This is a genomic window from Flavobacterium sp. 103 (assembly GCF_003096795.1).
Taxonomy (GTDB): Bacteria; Bacteroidota; Bacteroidia; order Flavobacteriales; family Flavobacteriaceae; genus Flavobacterium.
In genome coordinates this window covers 852149-867885 of the sequence record NZ_QENX01000001.1, presented here as the reverse complement: position 1 = coordinate 867885, position 15737 = coordinate 852149, and the positions used below count along the sequence as shown (strand labels likewise).

14 protein-coding genes are annotated in these 15737 nt (G+C 34.1%); 7 read left to right on the top strand and 7 right to left on the bottom strand.

Features of this window, described 5'->3' with window-relative positions; genetic code table 11:
* Positions 1-26: 26 nt before the first annotated feature.
* On the top strand, positions 27-665 hold the full coding sequence (locus C8C85_RS03520; RefSeq protein ID WP_116795852.1) for a peroxiredoxin: 639 nt from the start codon (positions 27-29) through the stop codon (positions 663-665).
* Between the two features lie 253 nt (positions 666-918).
* Here C8C85_RS03520 and nudK read toward each other — a convergent pair whose 3' ends face one another.
* From nudK to C8C85_RS03490, 6 genes are all read right to left on the bottom strand, one after another.
* Entirely contained in the window at positions 919-1500 is a 582-nt protein-coding gene (nudK, locus tag C8C85_RS03515) for a GDP-mannose pyrophosphatase NudK (RefSeq protein WP_207786922.1), read from the bottom strand.
* Between the two features lie 56 nt (positions 1501-1556).
* Positions 1557-2828, bottom strand: a complete 1272-nt coding sequence (locus tag C8C85_RS03510) for an adenylosuccinate synthase (protein WP_116795850.1) — start codon at positions 2826-2828, stop codon at positions 1557-1559.
* A gap of 18 nt (positions 2829-2846) precedes the next feature.
* Positions 2847-3326: a Fur family transcriptional regulator gene (locus C8C85_RS03505; RefSeq protein ID WP_111409435.1), complete on the bottom strand. Its 480-nt coding sequence runs from the start codon at positions 3324-3326 to the stop codon at positions 2847-2849.
* A 343-nt stretch (positions 3327-3669) separates the two neighbouring features.
* A complete protein-coding gene (locus C8C85_RS03500) occupies positions 3670-5889 on the bottom strand; it encodes a RelA/SpoT family protein (RefSeq protein ID WP_116795849.1) in 2220 nt (739 codons plus the stop codon).
* A gap of 129 nt (positions 5890-6018) precedes the next feature.
* Complete coding sequence (locus C8C85_RS03495) at positions 6019-7569, bottom strand: serine hydrolase (protein ID WP_116795848.1); 1551 nt, start codon at positions 7567-7569, stop codon at positions 6019-6021.
* A 77-nt stretch (positions 7570-7646) separates the two neighbouring features.
* Positions 7647-8432, bottom strand: coding sequence for a TrmH family RNA methyltransferase (locus tag C8C85_RS03490; protein ID WP_116795847.1), 786 nt, complete (start codon positions 8430-8432; stop codon positions 7647-7649).
* Between the two features lie 165 nt (positions 8433-8597).
* Here C8C85_RS03490 and C8C85_RS03485 point away from each other — a divergent pair, with 165 nt between their 5' ends.
* The 5 genes from C8C85_RS03485 to C8C85_RS03465 all read left to right on the top strand — a co-directional run bounded on the left by C8C85_RS03485 (position 8598) and on the right by C8C85_RS03465 (position 13669).
* Positions 8598-9203 carry a trimeric intracellular cation channel family protein gene (locus C8C85_RS03485; protein ID WP_116795846.1) on the top strand — a complete coding sequence of 202 codons (606 nt, stop codon included), beginning with the start codon at positions 8598-8600 and terminating at the stop codon, positions 9201-9203.
* Between the two features lie 142 nt (positions 9204-9345).
* Positions 9346-10323, top strand: coding sequence for a GNAT family N-acetyltransferase (locus C8C85_RS03480; RefSeq protein WP_116795845.1), 978 nt, complete (start codon positions 9346-9348; stop codon positions 10321-10323).
* Positions 10320-11420: a DegT/DnrJ/EryC1/StrS family aminotransferase gene (locus tag C8C85_RS03475; protein ID WP_116795844.1), complete on the top strand. Its 1101-nt coding sequence runs from the start codon at positions 10320-10322 to the stop codon at positions 11418-11420. The genes C8C85_RS03480 and C8C85_RS03475 overlap by 4 nt, the downstream gene beginning before the upstream one ends.
* A gap of 4 nt (positions 11421-11424) precedes the next feature.
* Positions 11425-12912: an oligosaccharide flippase family protein gene (locus tag C8C85_RS03470; protein WP_165818088.1), complete on the top strand. Its 1488-nt coding sequence runs from the start codon at positions 11425-11427 to the stop codon at positions 12910-12912.
* A complete protein-coding gene (locus tag C8C85_RS03465) occupies positions 12905-13669 on the top strand; it encodes an acyltransferase (RefSeq protein ID WP_243412040.1) in 765 nt (254 codons plus the stop codon). Before C8C85_RS03470 ends, C8C85_RS03465 begins: the two co-directional genes overlap by 8 nt.
* A gap of 14 nt (positions 13670-13683) precedes the next feature.
* On the opposite strand, the gene C8C85_RS03460 is transcribed toward C8C85_RS03465, so the two are convergent.
* A complete protein-coding gene (locus C8C85_RS03460; protein WP_116795842.1) occupies positions 13684-14586 on the bottom strand; it encodes a glycosyltransferase family 2 protein in 903 nt (300 codons plus the stop codon).
* 46 nt (positions 14587-14632) lie between these two features.
* On the opposite strand from C8C85_RS03460, the gene C8C85_RS03455 reads away from it, so the two are divergent.
* The gene (locus tag C8C85_RS03455; protein ID WP_116795841.1) at positions 14633-15736 is read left to right on the top strand and encodes a glycosyltransferase; all 1104 of its coding nucleotides are present in this window, start codon (positions 14633-14635) and stop codon (positions 15734-15736) included.
* The last annotated feature ends 1 nt before the right edge of the window (position 15737 follow it).

Below are 15737 nucleotides of genomic sequence, written 5' to 3'. Positions count from 1 at the left end.
ACTAAATATATTAAAACTATAGAATTATGGCAACATTACGATTAGGAGATACAGCTCCAGATTTTACAGCAGAAACCTCAATGGGGACTATAAAATTTCATGAATGGTTAGGCGATTCGTGGGGAGTATTGTTTTCTCATCCTGCTGATTTTACACCTGTTTGCACAACTGAATTAGGTACGGTGGCGAATTATTATCCTGAATTTGTAAAGAGAAATACAAAAGTCATCGCCTTAAGTGTTGATGGTTTAGAATCTCATAAGGAATGGATAAAAGATATAAATGAAACTCAAAATACAACAGTTAATTTTCCAATTATTGCTGATGAAAATAGGGAAGTGGCTATGCTTTATGATATGATTCATCCCAATGCAAGTGAAAAATTTACGGTACGTTCAGTTTTTATTATTGGATCCGACAAGAAAATTAAATTGACGTTGACTTATCCTGCCTCTACAGGGCGAAATTTTGAAGAACTACTTAGGGTTATTGATAGTTTGCAATTGACAGCCAATTATAGTGTTGCTACTCCAGCTAACTGGAAAAACGGGGAAGATGTAGTTATCGTTCCTGCCATTCCAGACAGTGACATTGCAGCTAAGTTTCCCAAAGGACATACTCGCATAAAACCATATTTAAGAATGACACCACAACCTAATTTATAAGTCTTGAATTAAAAACAAAAAGAGTACTATTTTAAAACATAGTACTCTTTTTTTGTGCTGTTTATTTCCTTTGTATTAAACCTAGAATCCGCAATAGAAAAAATGTCACGAAGATGCGCAATCCCGATAACTATCGGGACGCAAAGATGCGCAAAGGAAGAACGAATTCTTTGAATGGAGCTTAAAAAACTTTGCGAACCTTTGCGAATTCTTCGTGTGCCTCTGCGTAATAAAGTCTAATGCTGAATCTGGGTTAAACTAAATTATGAATTTTTGCATATTGCAATAGCATAATGGTTTTGGCATCTTTTATTTCGCCGGATTCTATCATAACGTAAGCTTGGATAAAAGGGATTTCTATAACATCAATTTCTTCATGTTCATTTGCTAATCCGCCTCCAGAACTTACTTTCATACTGGAATCGTATTCTCCTATAAAGTAATGTAAAACTTCAGTAACTGCTCCAGGAGACATGTAGGCTTCAAAAACTTTTTTAACCGAATCCAAGCGATATCCGGTTTCTTCTTCGGTTTCACGTATGATACAAGCTTCAGGGTTGTCTTCATCTAGTAATCCGGCGCAAACTTCAATTAATAAACCGCTCTTATTTCCGTTTAAATAACTTGGTAGTCTAAATTGTCGGGTTAAAATAACAGTTCCTTTAGATTGATTGTATAATAAAATAGCCGCTCCATTACCTCTATCATATACTTCCCGTACTTGAGTGTCCCAAGAACCATCTTTTTTTTGATAGTCTACGGTTACTTTATTCAGGATGTACCAATTGTCGGATAGCAATTCTGTTTTCTGTATTTTGTATTTAGGATTTGACATAATATTAGCTAATTAATGTTAAAAAAAACGTCCCGATTTATCGGGACGTTAGCTTATTATTTAAGAATTGTTTGTTTTCTATCTGGTCCGACAGAAACAATTTTTATTGGAACTTCTACCTCTTTTTCTATAAATTCGATGTACTCTTTTAACTCAATTGGCAATTGATCATAAGTAGTCATGCCTGTTAAATCTTGGTGCCATCCTTTGAATTCTTTGAATACAGGAGTTACATTTTCTGGTTCGATGTTATAAGGGAAATGTGAAATGGTTTTTCCTTTGTAGTTATACTCAGTACAAACTTTTAAAGTTTCAAAACCAGAAAGAACATCACCTTTCATCATCATTAATTGTGTTACTCCATTGATTTGAACAGCATATTTTAAGGCTACTAAATCCAACCATCCACAACGTCTTTGTCTTCCTGTAACCGATCCAAATTCGTTTCCTACTTTGGCCATTGTCGCTCCATCTTCGTCAAAAAGTTCTGTTGGGAAAGGTCCACTACCAACACGAGTTACATAAGCTTTGAAAATTCCGTAAACTTCTTTGATTTTGTTTGGAGCAATTCCTAAACCTGTACAAGCACCAGCGGCAGTAGTGTTAGAAGAAGTTACAAATGGATAAGTTCCAAAATCAACGTCCAACAATGAACCTTGTGCACCTTCGCAAAGAATTGATTTTCCTGCTCTTTGAGCTTGGTTTAAGTATTCTTCACTGTCAATAAAATCTAATGTTTTTAAAACCTCGATAGATTCAAAAAATTCTTTTTCCATTTCAGCCAAATTGTACTGAATATTAACATCGTGAAATTTAATCATTTCTTCGTGTTTGTCAGCCAATGCTCTGTAACGTTCTTTGAAATCCTCTAATTCAGTATCTCCAACACGCAATCCATTTCTTCCGGTTTTGTCCATGTAAGTTGGTCCAATTCCTTTTAATGTAGATCCAATTTTTGCTTTTCCTTTTGAAGCTTCAGAAGCTGCGTCAAGTATGCGGTGTGTTGGTAAGATTAAATGTGCTTTTCTAGAAATTATTAATTTGCTTTTGATGTCCAAATTAAATTTTTCAAGACCTTCAATTTCTTTTTGAAAAACTACTGGGTCAATTACCACTCCGTTTCCGATAATGTTTATGGCTGTTTTATGAAAAATTCCAGAAGGAATAGTTCTAAGAACGTGTTTTATTCCATCAAATTCTAAAGTGTGTCCTGCGTTTGGACCTCCTTGAAAACGAGCAATTATATCGTAATTTGATGTAAGAACGTCAACAATTTTTCCTTTTCCTTCATCTCCCCATTGTAATCCTAATAATAAATCTACAGTCATTCTATGTTTTATTTGTAGTTAATTTTCTATTGTATTTTCTGCGTTTGTTTTTTTTCTGTTTCCGTATAAGTATAGGGAATGATTGGTGATTTCGATATCAAAAATTTCTTCGATAGTTTTTTTGATGGTTTGAATTCGTGGGTCACAGAATTCAATTACTTCACCAGTATCGGTCATAATGATATGATCGTGCTGTTTGTCGAAATAGGACTTCTCGTAGTGTGCTTGATTTTGTCCAAACTGATGTTTGCGAACCAAGGCGCAGTCCAGTAATAATTCGATGGTATTGTAAAGGGTGGCTCTACTGACACGGTAGTTTTTGTTTTTCATTTTGAGGTATAGATTTTCTATATCAAAATGTTCCTCACTGTCGTATATTTCTTGAAGGATAGCATACCGTTCTGGGGTTTTGCGGTGTCCTTTGTTTTCGAGGTACATTGTAAAAACATTTTTTACAATCTCCTGATTTTTGTTGTTATCTGTGGAAATGAGTGTCATATCTTGCAAAGATAAATTATTATTTTAAAAGTATAAAAATTTAGAGTTTTAATTCTGAATCTAGTATTTTATTTTTTAGGTTTTAATGACGGATAATAAGCGATATTTTTGATGAAAACTAAGTATCTGGTTTAGTGCGTGAGGGATAGAAGCAAGCTACCAAAGTAGCGCGGATAGCCCGACAGCATTAGGGAAAGAGGCCGAATCGGCGGTTTGTTATTTTGGCCTCTTTTCCTAATGGTGTCATGCCCAAATGATTTTTGGGACTATTTGTTTTTGTCTTTTGGTAGCGATTATCACAATTTTGACTTTTAAAGTTTGTTTTTGTAATGAACTCTTTTTGTTAGTTTTTATAAACTCGAGTTACTTTGTCGATTCCATCAATTTTTTTGATGTTGTCCATTAATTTTTTTAGAATGGTGATGTTGGGGACAATTACAGATACTTGACCTTTGAAAATACCGGCTTCACCGTTTAGAGAAATGCTCTGGATGTTGACATTCATGTTGTTTGAAATCACTTTTGTCAATTCATTTGTAAGTCCCAAAGTGTCCATTCCCATGATGTTGATGGTCGCTTTGAAGTCTTGCTGAGTGGAATCGATCCATTTGGCCTGCATGATTCGGTACGCATAATTTGACTGCAATGAAATAGCATTTGGACAGTCTTTTTTATGGATTTTGATACCATCATTTATGGTTACAAAACCAAAAACTTCGTCTCCGGGTATGGGGTTGCAACAGCTGGATAGTTTGTAATCAAGTTTGTCGTGAGTTTTACCAAAAACAAGCATGTCATAATTGCTACTGATGACTTGTTTGTGGATGTCCTCGTCGGCAGTGCTATGGGAACGCTTGATTTTGTTTTTGAAAAAGTTGATTAAAGTGTTGCTTTTTTGGGCAGCATAATCTTTTAATTGTTGATTGTCAATAGAGCCTACACCGACTCTGTAAAACAAATCCAAACTTGTTTTTAGCCTAAAAAAGTTAACTAATTCGTTAATAGTTTGCTCGTTTAGCGTGACTTTTAGGTGCTTTAATTTACGGGTAAGGAGTTCTTTTCCGTCTTCGGCAATTTTCTTAGTGTTCTCGTTGAGGACGTTTCTAATTTTATTTTTTGCTCTTGAAGTGGTTACGTAATCCAACCAGTTAATTGTTGGTTTCTGGTTGGGAGAGGTGATGATTTCTACTTGGTCTCCACTTTTTAATTCGTAATTTAAAGGGACTAATTTTCCGTTGACCCTTGTTCCTCTTGTTTTTATTCCAATTTCGGAGTGTATGCTAAAAGCAAAGTCCAAAGATGTGGCTCCTTTTGGTAAGGATTTGATTTCTCCTTTTGGGGTAAAAATGTAAATCTCTTTGGAATACAGATTCATTTTGAAATCTTCAACAAAATCAACGGCACTTGTCTCTGAATTTTCAAGAGCTTCTTTTAAAAGGTTTAACCAAACGTCGAGACCATTTTCTTCGGTCGCTCCATTTTTGTATTTATAATGTGCTGCGTATCCTTTTTCGGCGATTTCATCCATACGTTCGCTTCGTACCTGTACTTCTACCCAACGGCCTTTTGGTCCCATTACGGTTATGTGTAATGCTTCGTAACCAGTTGATTTTGGAGAGGAAATCCAGTCGCGCAAACGACTTGGGCTGGGTCTGTAATGATCTGTTACGATGGAATAAATTTTCCAAGCTAGGAATTTTTCATCATGTGGATTTGATTTATAGACAATACGCAAGGCAAATTTATCATAGACTTCGTCAAAAGTCACATTTTGGGCCAGCATTTTTCTGTTGATGGAATAAATGGATTTTGGTCGGCCTTTGATGATGTAGTCTACATTTTCTTCATCTAATGCTTTTTGGAGTACTTCGGAAATGTCTTTAATGTAAAGGTCTTGTTCTTCCTTGGTTTCTCTTATTTTGCTGACAATGGAATTGTATCTTTCTGGTTCAGTATATTTTAGTCCTAAATCTTCAAGTTTGTTTTTAATTTTATAAAGGCCTAATCTATGTGCTAATGGAGCGTAAATGTATAAGGTTTCAGATGCCAGTTTGACTTGTTTGTGGTCTTCCATCGAGTCCATAGTGAGCATATTATGCAATCTATCGGCTATTTTTATCAGGATTACCCGAACGTCATCATTGAGAGTCAGTAGCATTCTGCGGAAATTCTCAGCTTGCATTGAAACATTAAGGTCTTTTTGTACCAATGATATTTTGGTTAATCCTTCAACCAGCTGGGCGATTTTAGGATTAAACATTTTTTCAATGTCTTTGACGGTGATTGGTGTGTCTTCAACAACATCGTGCATTAAAGCCGCGGCAATGGAAGTTGCTCCCAAACCAATGTCGGAAGCCACAATTTTGGCAACCGCAATAGGATGAAAGATATAAGCTTCTCCAGATTTGCGACGTTGGTCTTTATGGGCATCAACAGCTACGTCAAATGCCTTGCGTATCAGTTTTTTATCCTCTGCTGTTAGGGTTTGGTAACTAATGCGCAGTAACTCTTTATATTCTTGAGCAATTGCTTTGTTTTCTTTTTCTATATCGATTTCTATCATAACGGCATGGTTCAATTCCTAAAAATAACAATTTTTCAGGAGATGTGCAAGGGGAAGAAAGGGATTTTAGAATTTAATTGTTGATTTTAGAAGGCAGAATTTAGGAATCTAGATTCTGCCTTCTGCAGTCTAAAATACTTTTTTAAAGTCCAAATCCTGAAAATCGTAACTAAAATCGGTTAACTCTGAAATCGGTTTCATTTTTATTGCAATTGCTTTTCCTGTTGCATCAAATTCAAAAAACAAATGCGCATCAGCATGGAAATAAGCATTATTCCATTTTACCACCAAGTTTTTGTCTTTGTAAAGAAATAGCTCCCCTGAAAGCTGTGGAGATCGTTTTGATGCAAAATATAATTTTCCTTTCTTTTCACTAATTACAATTTCGCCCAACCAATTGTCTTTGTATGTGCCAACGTAATTATTGAGGTTAATTTTGTTATTTTCTTTTTTGTTTTTGGCAACCAATGCCCAAACTTCGTCAGTTACTTTATCAGCCGATTCTTCGGTGGCTTTTACTCTATTACTGTAAATAGTGACATAATCATCCGATTTGATTCCCAAATAACTGTCTTTTATGGTATTGGTTATCGCATTAAAAGCAGCGCCTGATTGCTGATTGGTCAATACTATAATTCCTAAATTTAATTCAGGAATTAAGGTCACCTGAGTCACAATTCCTTCTAAGCCTCCCGTGTGAGTTACTTGCTTGTATCCTTTGACATCACTCAAAAACCAACCCAATCCATATGAGCTAAAATGAGTGTTGTAAGGTGGTTTTGTCACCGCATGAATTATAGTTTGTGGAGTCCACATTTCGGTATGTTCTTTTTCGGAGAATAATTGTTTGTTTTCAGTACCGTATTTTCCATTGTTCAATTGCATGATTACCCATTTGCTCATATCGTTTACACTAGAATAAATTCCAGCAGCAGAATCAAATAATTGATTTTTATATCTTGAAATCACTTTTAGTTTTCCGTCAATAGGTACGTGGGGTGCGATAACATTAGTGGTGTCTTTCAGGCGAACAAATGAAGCAGCACTTTTATTCATTTCCAATGGCTTCATGATTCGGCTTTCAATAAAATCACACCAATTCATACCACTTATTTTGTGAACTACTTCTCCTGCAACGATATATAATAAATTGTCATAATCGTATTGCGTTCTAAAGGCAGAAACCGGTTTCAAATACTGTAAATTTTGAGTGATATCCTGCGCCGTAAAATTGCTTCCATCAGGCCAAATCATCAAATCACCTGCGCCAAGTCCTAGTCCGCTTCTGTGAGTCAGCAAGTCCCGAATCGTAAATTCATTGGTTACATAATCATTGTACATTTTGAAATTCGGCAGGTAAGTAATGACTTTATCATCCCATTTTAGTTTTCCTTCGTCTATTAACATTGCCAAAGCTGCACTTGTAAAAGCTTTGCTGTTGGAAGCAATTCCAAAAAGTGAATTAGCATCGACTTTTTCATTGGTTAGTATAGATTTTACGCCATATCCTTTGGCAAGTACCACTTTCCCATCTTTTACAATCGCTACTGCAATTCCGGGAACATTAAAGGCGGTTAAAGTTCTGTTAACAACATTGTCCACTTCTTGTTCCGAAATCTGAGCAAAAGAATGGATGCTAAACGCAAGAAGTACTAAAAGTGAAAGGTTAATTTTTTTCATATTTTTATGTAATTAAATTCGGAAATCTATATTATCTATGTGCTTTATTCTAAAATCTGCAGTCTAAAATCTGCAATCTAAAACCCCCTTTGTCTTTTGGCTTCAAATATCAAAATAGCAGCAGCTACAGATACGTTCATGCTGTCTATTTCGCCTTGCATTGGGATAATGATGTTTTGGGTGGCAGCATCACGCCATTCCTGTGTCAGTCCCGTGGCTTCTGTTCCAACAACCAAAGCTGTCGGCAAAGTGTAATCTTGGGTATGATAGGAAGTAGAATTTTGCAGCGTGGCACAATAAAAATTAATGTTTCGTTCTTTCAAAAAAGCAATAATCTCAGTAGTGGTACCCGTTGCAATTTGATTGGTAAACAAACAACCAACACTTGACCGAACCACGTTTGGATTGTATAAATCACTTTTTGGGTTGGCGATAATCACAGCATCAAGATTTGCGGCATCGGCAGTGCGCAATAAAGCGCCGATGTTTCCTGGTTTTTCGGGAGCTTCGGCAATAATAATTAATGGGTTTTCGGATAATTGTAAATCGGATAACTGCATCGATTTGGCTTTGGCTATAGCCAAAATCCCTTCGGTAGTGTCTCGATACGCCAGTTTTTGATAGACATCTTTATTAATTTCTATCAATTCGGCGTTATTCGATAATTTGCGGGTTTCCGTTTCCGAACAAACTTCGGGTAAAAACAAAATCGTTTCTATTTCATATCCTCCTTTTAAGGCAAGTGAAATTTCGCGTTTTCCTTCAATCAGAAATGTTCCCGATTGTTTGCGAGCTTTTGCTTTTTCCTGCAATAGTACCAAGGATTTAATAAAAGGATTTTGGATGGAAGTGATTTGTTTCAAAGGTAAAATTGCTAAGTTACTATGGTGCTAAGGTACTACCATTTTTTAAATTCTTAAAATAATCAATAGTAAGTCCTTTTTTATTTAATTTTGAAATCTTAAGCATAATCTACTCCCGATAGTTATCGGGAGTAAAACCTGCAATCTGCGATCTAAAATTTAACTATGTTTCACCTACTTGACATCATCGGAACCATGGCATTTGCCATGTCAGGCGCTTTAACGGCGATGAGCAAAAAACTAGACCCGTTTGGCGTTTTCATCATTGCATTTGTGACCGCAGTCGGAGGGGGAACTTTGCGAGATGTTATGATAGGACGCATGCCTGTTGGTTGGATGCAGGATTTGACCTATGTGTATGTAATTACGTTAGGTTTTATTTTGACAATATTGTTCCGAAAAAGATTAGATAAGCTCCGCACTTCATTAGCCTTATTCGATACCATTGGATTGGGTGTTTTTACCCTAATCGGAATTCAAAAAGGAATAGAATACCAACTTCATCCAACTATTTGTATCGCATTAGGAACCATGACGGCCTGTTTTGGAGGCGTTATTCGAGATATTTTATGTAACGAGATTCCGGTTATTTTTCGAGAGGAAGTTTATGCAACTATCTGTATTTTGGGTGGAATCGTATTTTTTATACTTCGAAAAATGAATTTGGAGAATGAAATTTTATACCTCATTACCTCATTGGTTATTATCGTCGTTCGTTTACTGGCCGTAAAATATAAGTGGCATTTTTCTCCCATAGAACATAAAAAATAAAGTCAATTTGTTTCTTCAGGTCATTATCGTTCTGGTGTGAATCGATATTTGCTTTTTTATTGCTGATTATTCACGTTTTTTTGCAATTCGTATTTAGAATATTACCCTAATTGTGTACTTTTCCACTCCTTAATGCTCAATTGTGAAAAATTACACTGTAAAACGATATCAAGAAAATGATTATAACCATTGGAATGCTTTTATAAGCCATGCCAAAAATGCGACTTTCTTATTTCATCGTGATTTTATGGATTACCACAAAGACCGATTCGAGGATTTTTCTTTAATGGTATTTAAAAACGAAAAGTTAGTTGCTGTATTACCTGCCAATAGAGTTGAAAATGTAGTTTATTCTCATCAAGGATTAACATATGGAGGTCTAGTTTATGGGGAGAAATTAAAATTAGCCTCGGTAATTCTTATTTTCAAAGCCATTTTGTTTTATTTAAATGAAAATAAAATTTTCAAAATCCAAATCAAAACGCTGCCGTCCATCTATCATAACAAACCAGCCGAAGAATTAAATTATGCCCTTTTTTTGGCGGAAGCCCAATTAATTAGAAGGGAAACACTTTCTGTAATTGATTTATCTAAACCAAATTTAATCGCAAACGGAAGGAAAGAAGGGGTGAAAAAAGGAATGGTAAATAGTTTGGAAATTAAAGAAGTGAATGATTTTGATGATTTTTGGAATACTATATTAATTCCAAATTTAGAAAAAAAGCATCAAGCAAAGCCGGTTCATAGTTTAGAAGAAATTACAGATTTAAAAAGAAAGTTTTCTAAAAGCATTCGCCAATTTAATGTGTATTACAAATACGAAATTGTAGCAGGCGCGACCTTATTTGAAAGCGAAAATGTAATTCATTCGCAATATATTTCGGCGGATAAGAACAAAAATGAAACTGGGAGTTTAGATTTTTTATATCATCACTTAATAACTGAAGTTTTTAGCAATAAGAAATTTTTTGATTTTGGAACTTCCAATAAAAATCAAGGCAGAATACTCAATAAAGGATTGTCTTTTTGGAAAGAAAGTTTTGGCGCAAGCACTATTGTACAGGATTTTTATGAAGTAGCGACTATCAATTTTTCGAAACTTGAAAATGTCATAAAATGATAAAATTCTTAGACTTAAAAAAAATAAACGAACCTTATGAAACCGCTTTTCAAGAAAAGTTGAAATCGGTTTTGGCTGGTGGTTGGTATGTTTTGGGCAAGGAAGTTCAGAAGTTTGAAATCAATTTTGCCCAGTATTGTGGTGCTAAATATTGCGTAGGAGTAGGGAATGGATTGGATGCCTTAACCTTGATTTTTAAAGGATATATTCAACTAGGAAAATTGCAAAAAGGAGACGAAGTTATTGTACCCGCCAATACGTATATAGCCAGTATACTCGCTATTCTTCAAGCCGATTTAGTGCCTGTTTTGGTCGAGCCAAAGTTGGAAACCTATAACATCAATCCGAGTTTAGTTCCAGACAAAATAACACCGAGAACCAAAGCAATTCTTGTGGTTCATCTTTATGGTCAACTGGCTGAAATGGATGCAATACATGAAATTGCCATTAAAAATAATTTACTGATTATTGAGGATGCAGCTCAATGCTCAGGTTCAATCAGCAATCAAAAATCAGCAATCAAAAATCAACAATCAAGCGCAGCGTACAGTTTTTACCCAACAAAAAATCTTGGAGCGCTTGGTGATGGAGGTGCTGTAGTGACAAATGATACAGAGCTCGCCAAAACGATTCAATCACTTAGGAATTATGGCTCGGAAACCAAATATAAAAACGATTTTATCGGAGTCAATTCAAGGTTGGATGAATTGCAGGCCGCTTTTTTGAGTCTAAAATTACCCAATTTAAATACCGATAATGAAAACCGAAGAGTTATTGCTAAGCGTTATTTAACCGAAATAAAAAATGATAAAATCATCTTGCCCTTTTGGGATTTTAGTAGCAATCATGTTTTTCATCTTTTTGTTATTCGGACAAAAAGTAGAGAGGATTTACAGAATTATTTAGCAGAAAATAATATAGAAACGGTGATTCATTATCCGATTCCACCACATAAGCAAAAGGCTTTCGAATCCTGGAATAATTTATCTTTCCCAATAACCGAAAAAATACACAATGAGGTATTGAGTTTGCCAATAAGTCCAGTTATGACAATGGATGAGGTAAGTTTTGTTGTTGAGATTTTAAATAAATATTGAAATAGTGACCGAAAGCAAATCTTCATATCTGCAAATTATAAAAGCAACATCTATTTTTGGTGGAGTTCAATTTTTTAATATTCTTATTTCAATTGTCAGAACAAAACTGATTGCGATTTTTATAGGTCCGGCAGGAATGGGAATTATTTCGTTGTTGAATTCGGCTCTGAATATGATTAGTGGTATTACAGGTTTAGGGATTGAAACCAGTGCCATAAAGCACATTTCAGAACAGTATAAAGAGGAGGATTTAAATACGGTTACTCTAATAATTACAATAGTTAAAAAAATAGCATTTGTAACGGGGATTTTTGGAACGCTGGTTGTTGCCTTATTTTCAAGTTGGTTGAGTGAACTTACTTTTGGGAATTCGAATTATACTTATTTATTTATTTATCTGTCAATAACCTTGTTGTTTAAACAGTTGTCTGTTGGGCAGATGGTTGTTTTTCAAGGATTGCGCAAGTTAAAAATATTGGCCAAAGCTAATTTTTATGGGAATTTGATCGGACTATTGTTCTCCATCCCTTTGTATTATTTTTATAGAATTGATGCCATTGTACCAACGATTCTGGTAATCTCGGTTTCTTCTTTGTTGGTGTCTTTTTATTATTCGAGAAAAATAAAAATTGAAAAAAGTACTGTTTCTAATGCTCAATTATTCGTTGAAGGAAAAAGTATAATCAAACTCGGAATAATGCTAACATTAAGTGGATTACTCACGCTGTTGGCGTCATACATAATTCAGATTTATGTTGGAAATAATGGAGGATTAAAAGAAGTGGGATTTTATAATGCGGGGTTTACATTACTGAATTCTTATGTTGGAATTGTTTTTACGGTAATGAGTACCGACTATTTTCCGAAATTATCCTCAATTTGCAACGATAATAAGAAAATCAGAGTAAGTGTGATGGAGCAATCCTATATGTCTATATTTATCATTACTCCAATAATAATTCTATTTTTAACGTTTGTTCCGCTTATCATAAAGGTTTTATACACTTCAGAATTTATTTCGATTATCCCAATGGTATGTTTTGGGATTCTGGCGATGTTATTTCGGGCTGTTTCATGGTCAATGGGCTTTATATTGATAGCCAAAGGAGACTCGAAAATGTTTGTCAAAACTGCTTTTGGATTTAATTTTCTGTCCGTGATTTTAAATATACTTGGATATTGTTTTTTTGGTTTAGAAGGACTTGGCTTTAGTTTTTTGATTTATTGTTTGATACATTTAGTCGCTATAAAAATAATTACTAAGATGAGGTATGATTTTTATTTTGATGCTGAATTTTATCGCGCTTATTTGATTTGCATTGTTATGTGCGTTGCCACTTTTTTTATGCGGTACATATCAAATTCAATTTTAAAATACGGCTTGATGGGAATAATGATAGCTTTGTCTTTAGGATTTGTTTTGCATCATTTGAATCAAAAAATAGGGTTGAAATTTTTATTTAATTCAATAATTAAAAGAAAAAATGATTAAAGAGTTGGTTAAGAAAATGTACCGAAAACTACGATCGGTATATCATAAATTAAAATTTTATTATTCTGTAAATTGGACAAAAACGCTTTATTTTAATTTTAAAAAATTTCCTTTTCAAACCGCAAAAAAGCTTCCTGTCTTTTTTTATGGGAAAGTTTATTTTCAAAGTATTCAAGGTGAAATCATAATAAACGGACCAATTAAAACAGCGATGATTGGATTTGGACAACAATTTGAAATTGAAATTAAGTCTAAAGGAATTGCGCAACTTTCACTTTATGGAAAGCTAACATTCAACGGATATGCACATATGGGGAAAGATGTTATTTTGTATGTCGGTCAAAATGCAGACTGTGAGTTTGGGTATATGTCTTGTTTGGGGTCTAGTGTTAAGGTGATTTGTACCCATAAACTTTTTATTGGGGATTGGTCAAGGATAGGGCATGAATCACAAATTATGGACACCAATTTTCACCCTATGATAAACACACTGACTGGTGAACAATATCCGCTAAAAGGACCAATCTACATTGGTAGTTATAATGCATTTTCCAACAGAATTTCGATAATGCCAAATACAAGAACTCCTGATTTTTGTGTTGTTGCCTCAAATTCGTTGTGCAATAAAGATTATACTAGTTTTGGAAGCAATATTTTATTAGGAGGAATTCCGGTCAAACTATTGAAAAATAATTATAGCCGTGATTGGGAGAATGAGAAAGAGCCTTTGATGAAATATTTGATTGTTCAGTTATAGAATTCAAACAATAATCAATGTTTAAAAAACTTTCTCTTAATCAACAAAATCCGTAATCCGATAAACTTCAAAAACAAACCAAAATCATTAATTTTTAATGTATGGATAATTTCATGATTTACTCTTTTCTGAATAGCCAAATCTTCGGCTCTGGTTTGGTTTATGGTGATTGCTTTTTTTAGAATTAAGTAAGTGGAATGATTTATTTTCTTGGCTCGACTATCCTTTTTTTTGAAGAAGTCACTTCCTAATGAATTTGCAACTATTCTTTTTTGAACAAGCGGTTCGTTAATAAAATCAAACTCATATTGGCGTGAAGCCCGAATCCAAAAATCCAAATCTTCATACGCCAAAGTTTCATCATAGCCTTGTAAATGATCAATTGCGGTTTTCTTTATCATTGCAGATACAGAACAAATACTGTTACCTCCAGAAAGGACTGATTGATAAATATCTCCTGTAATTCTGTTCTCGATTACTTTTTTTTGCTCATTTACCGGAAAATAATAAGAGACGAACGTGCCATTTTCTGAAATTAATTCAACATTGCCATAAACAACACCGAGGTTTTTGTAGCAGCTGTTTTTGAAAGCATCGATTTGTAACGCCACACAATTGGGTAATAGCAAATCATCGGCTGCCAAGTCAATTATATATTTTCCTTTGGCCAGTTTTAGTGCTTTGTTAAAGGATTTGGTGTTTCCTAAATTGGTTTCATTGGCTATAAACTGAATTTTAGGTTTTTTCTCCAGCCAAGTTTCAATGATGGTTTTTGAAGAATCGGCACTGAAATCATCAACTATAATGAGTTCAATAGAAGGATAGGATTGATTAATGACAGAATTCAAACTCTCAACTACGTAGGCTTCGTGGTTGTAGCACAAACAAATAATAGTAACGAGTGGATTGTCCTGCATTATTTTTTAAAATAGTTATATTTGAGACGAAAATAACAAAACGAAAATGATATTGCCTCACAAAAAATATAAAATCGCATTAATCGGTTATAGATTAAGTGGTGGCGGTAGCGATAAAGTGATGGCCAATTTATCTGTTTTCTTTGCGAAAAATAATATTGATGTTCATATTATTATTGTTTTGGACGAAGTCTCGTATCCTTATTCCGGGAAACTGGTTAATTTAGGTTTGCTAAAAAATAAAACTAACGGAATATTCAATAAGATTAAAAGACTGATTTCGTTGCGAAAGTATCTAAATGATAACGATTTTGATTTTATAATTGATTTTCGTTTTCGAACCAAAGTCATTCAGGAATTAATTTTAGCCAGATTTTTTTATAATACTAAAACAATATTTACCGTTCATAGTTTTTTGATTGACCATTATATGCCAAATAATTCTTGGTTGACACGATTGATGTACAATCACTGTTATGCCAATGTAGCAATAACCAATCAAATGGAAGAATTGATTCTCAAGAAACATAAGTTGAACAATGTAATTACGATCTCAAATCCGGTTAATTTGGAGGAGATTTATGAAAAGTGTGATGAACCAATTACTATTGATTTTGAATATATAATTGCAATTGGGCAATATGAAAATAATATAAAACAGTTTGATAAATTGATTCTGAGTTATGCTAATTCTGTTTTAATAGATAAACAAATTCACCTTGTGATAGTAGGAGAAGGGGATAGCAAAGAATTAAAAAAAGTAGCAAAAGAATCTAATGCAACTGATTTTGTACATTTTTTAGGGTATCAAAACAATCCTTTCAAATATCTAAAGAATGCTCGATTTTTAGTTTTGAGCAGTAAAAATGAAGGAATGCCAAATGTAATTTTAGAGTCATTGGCTTGTGGAACTCCTGTGGTTTCATTTGATTGTCCTTGCGGTCCAAGAGATATTATCAGTAATTTAAAAAATGGAATTCTGGTTGAAAATCAGAATATAGAAAAACTTACCGAAGCTATGAATGTATTAGTTGAAGATGAAAAATTATATCAATATTGCAAGCAAAATGCTAAAGAAAGTATTACTCCATTTTTGTTATATACAATAGGAAAACAATGGATGGATTTATTGCAAATTAATACGAATTAAG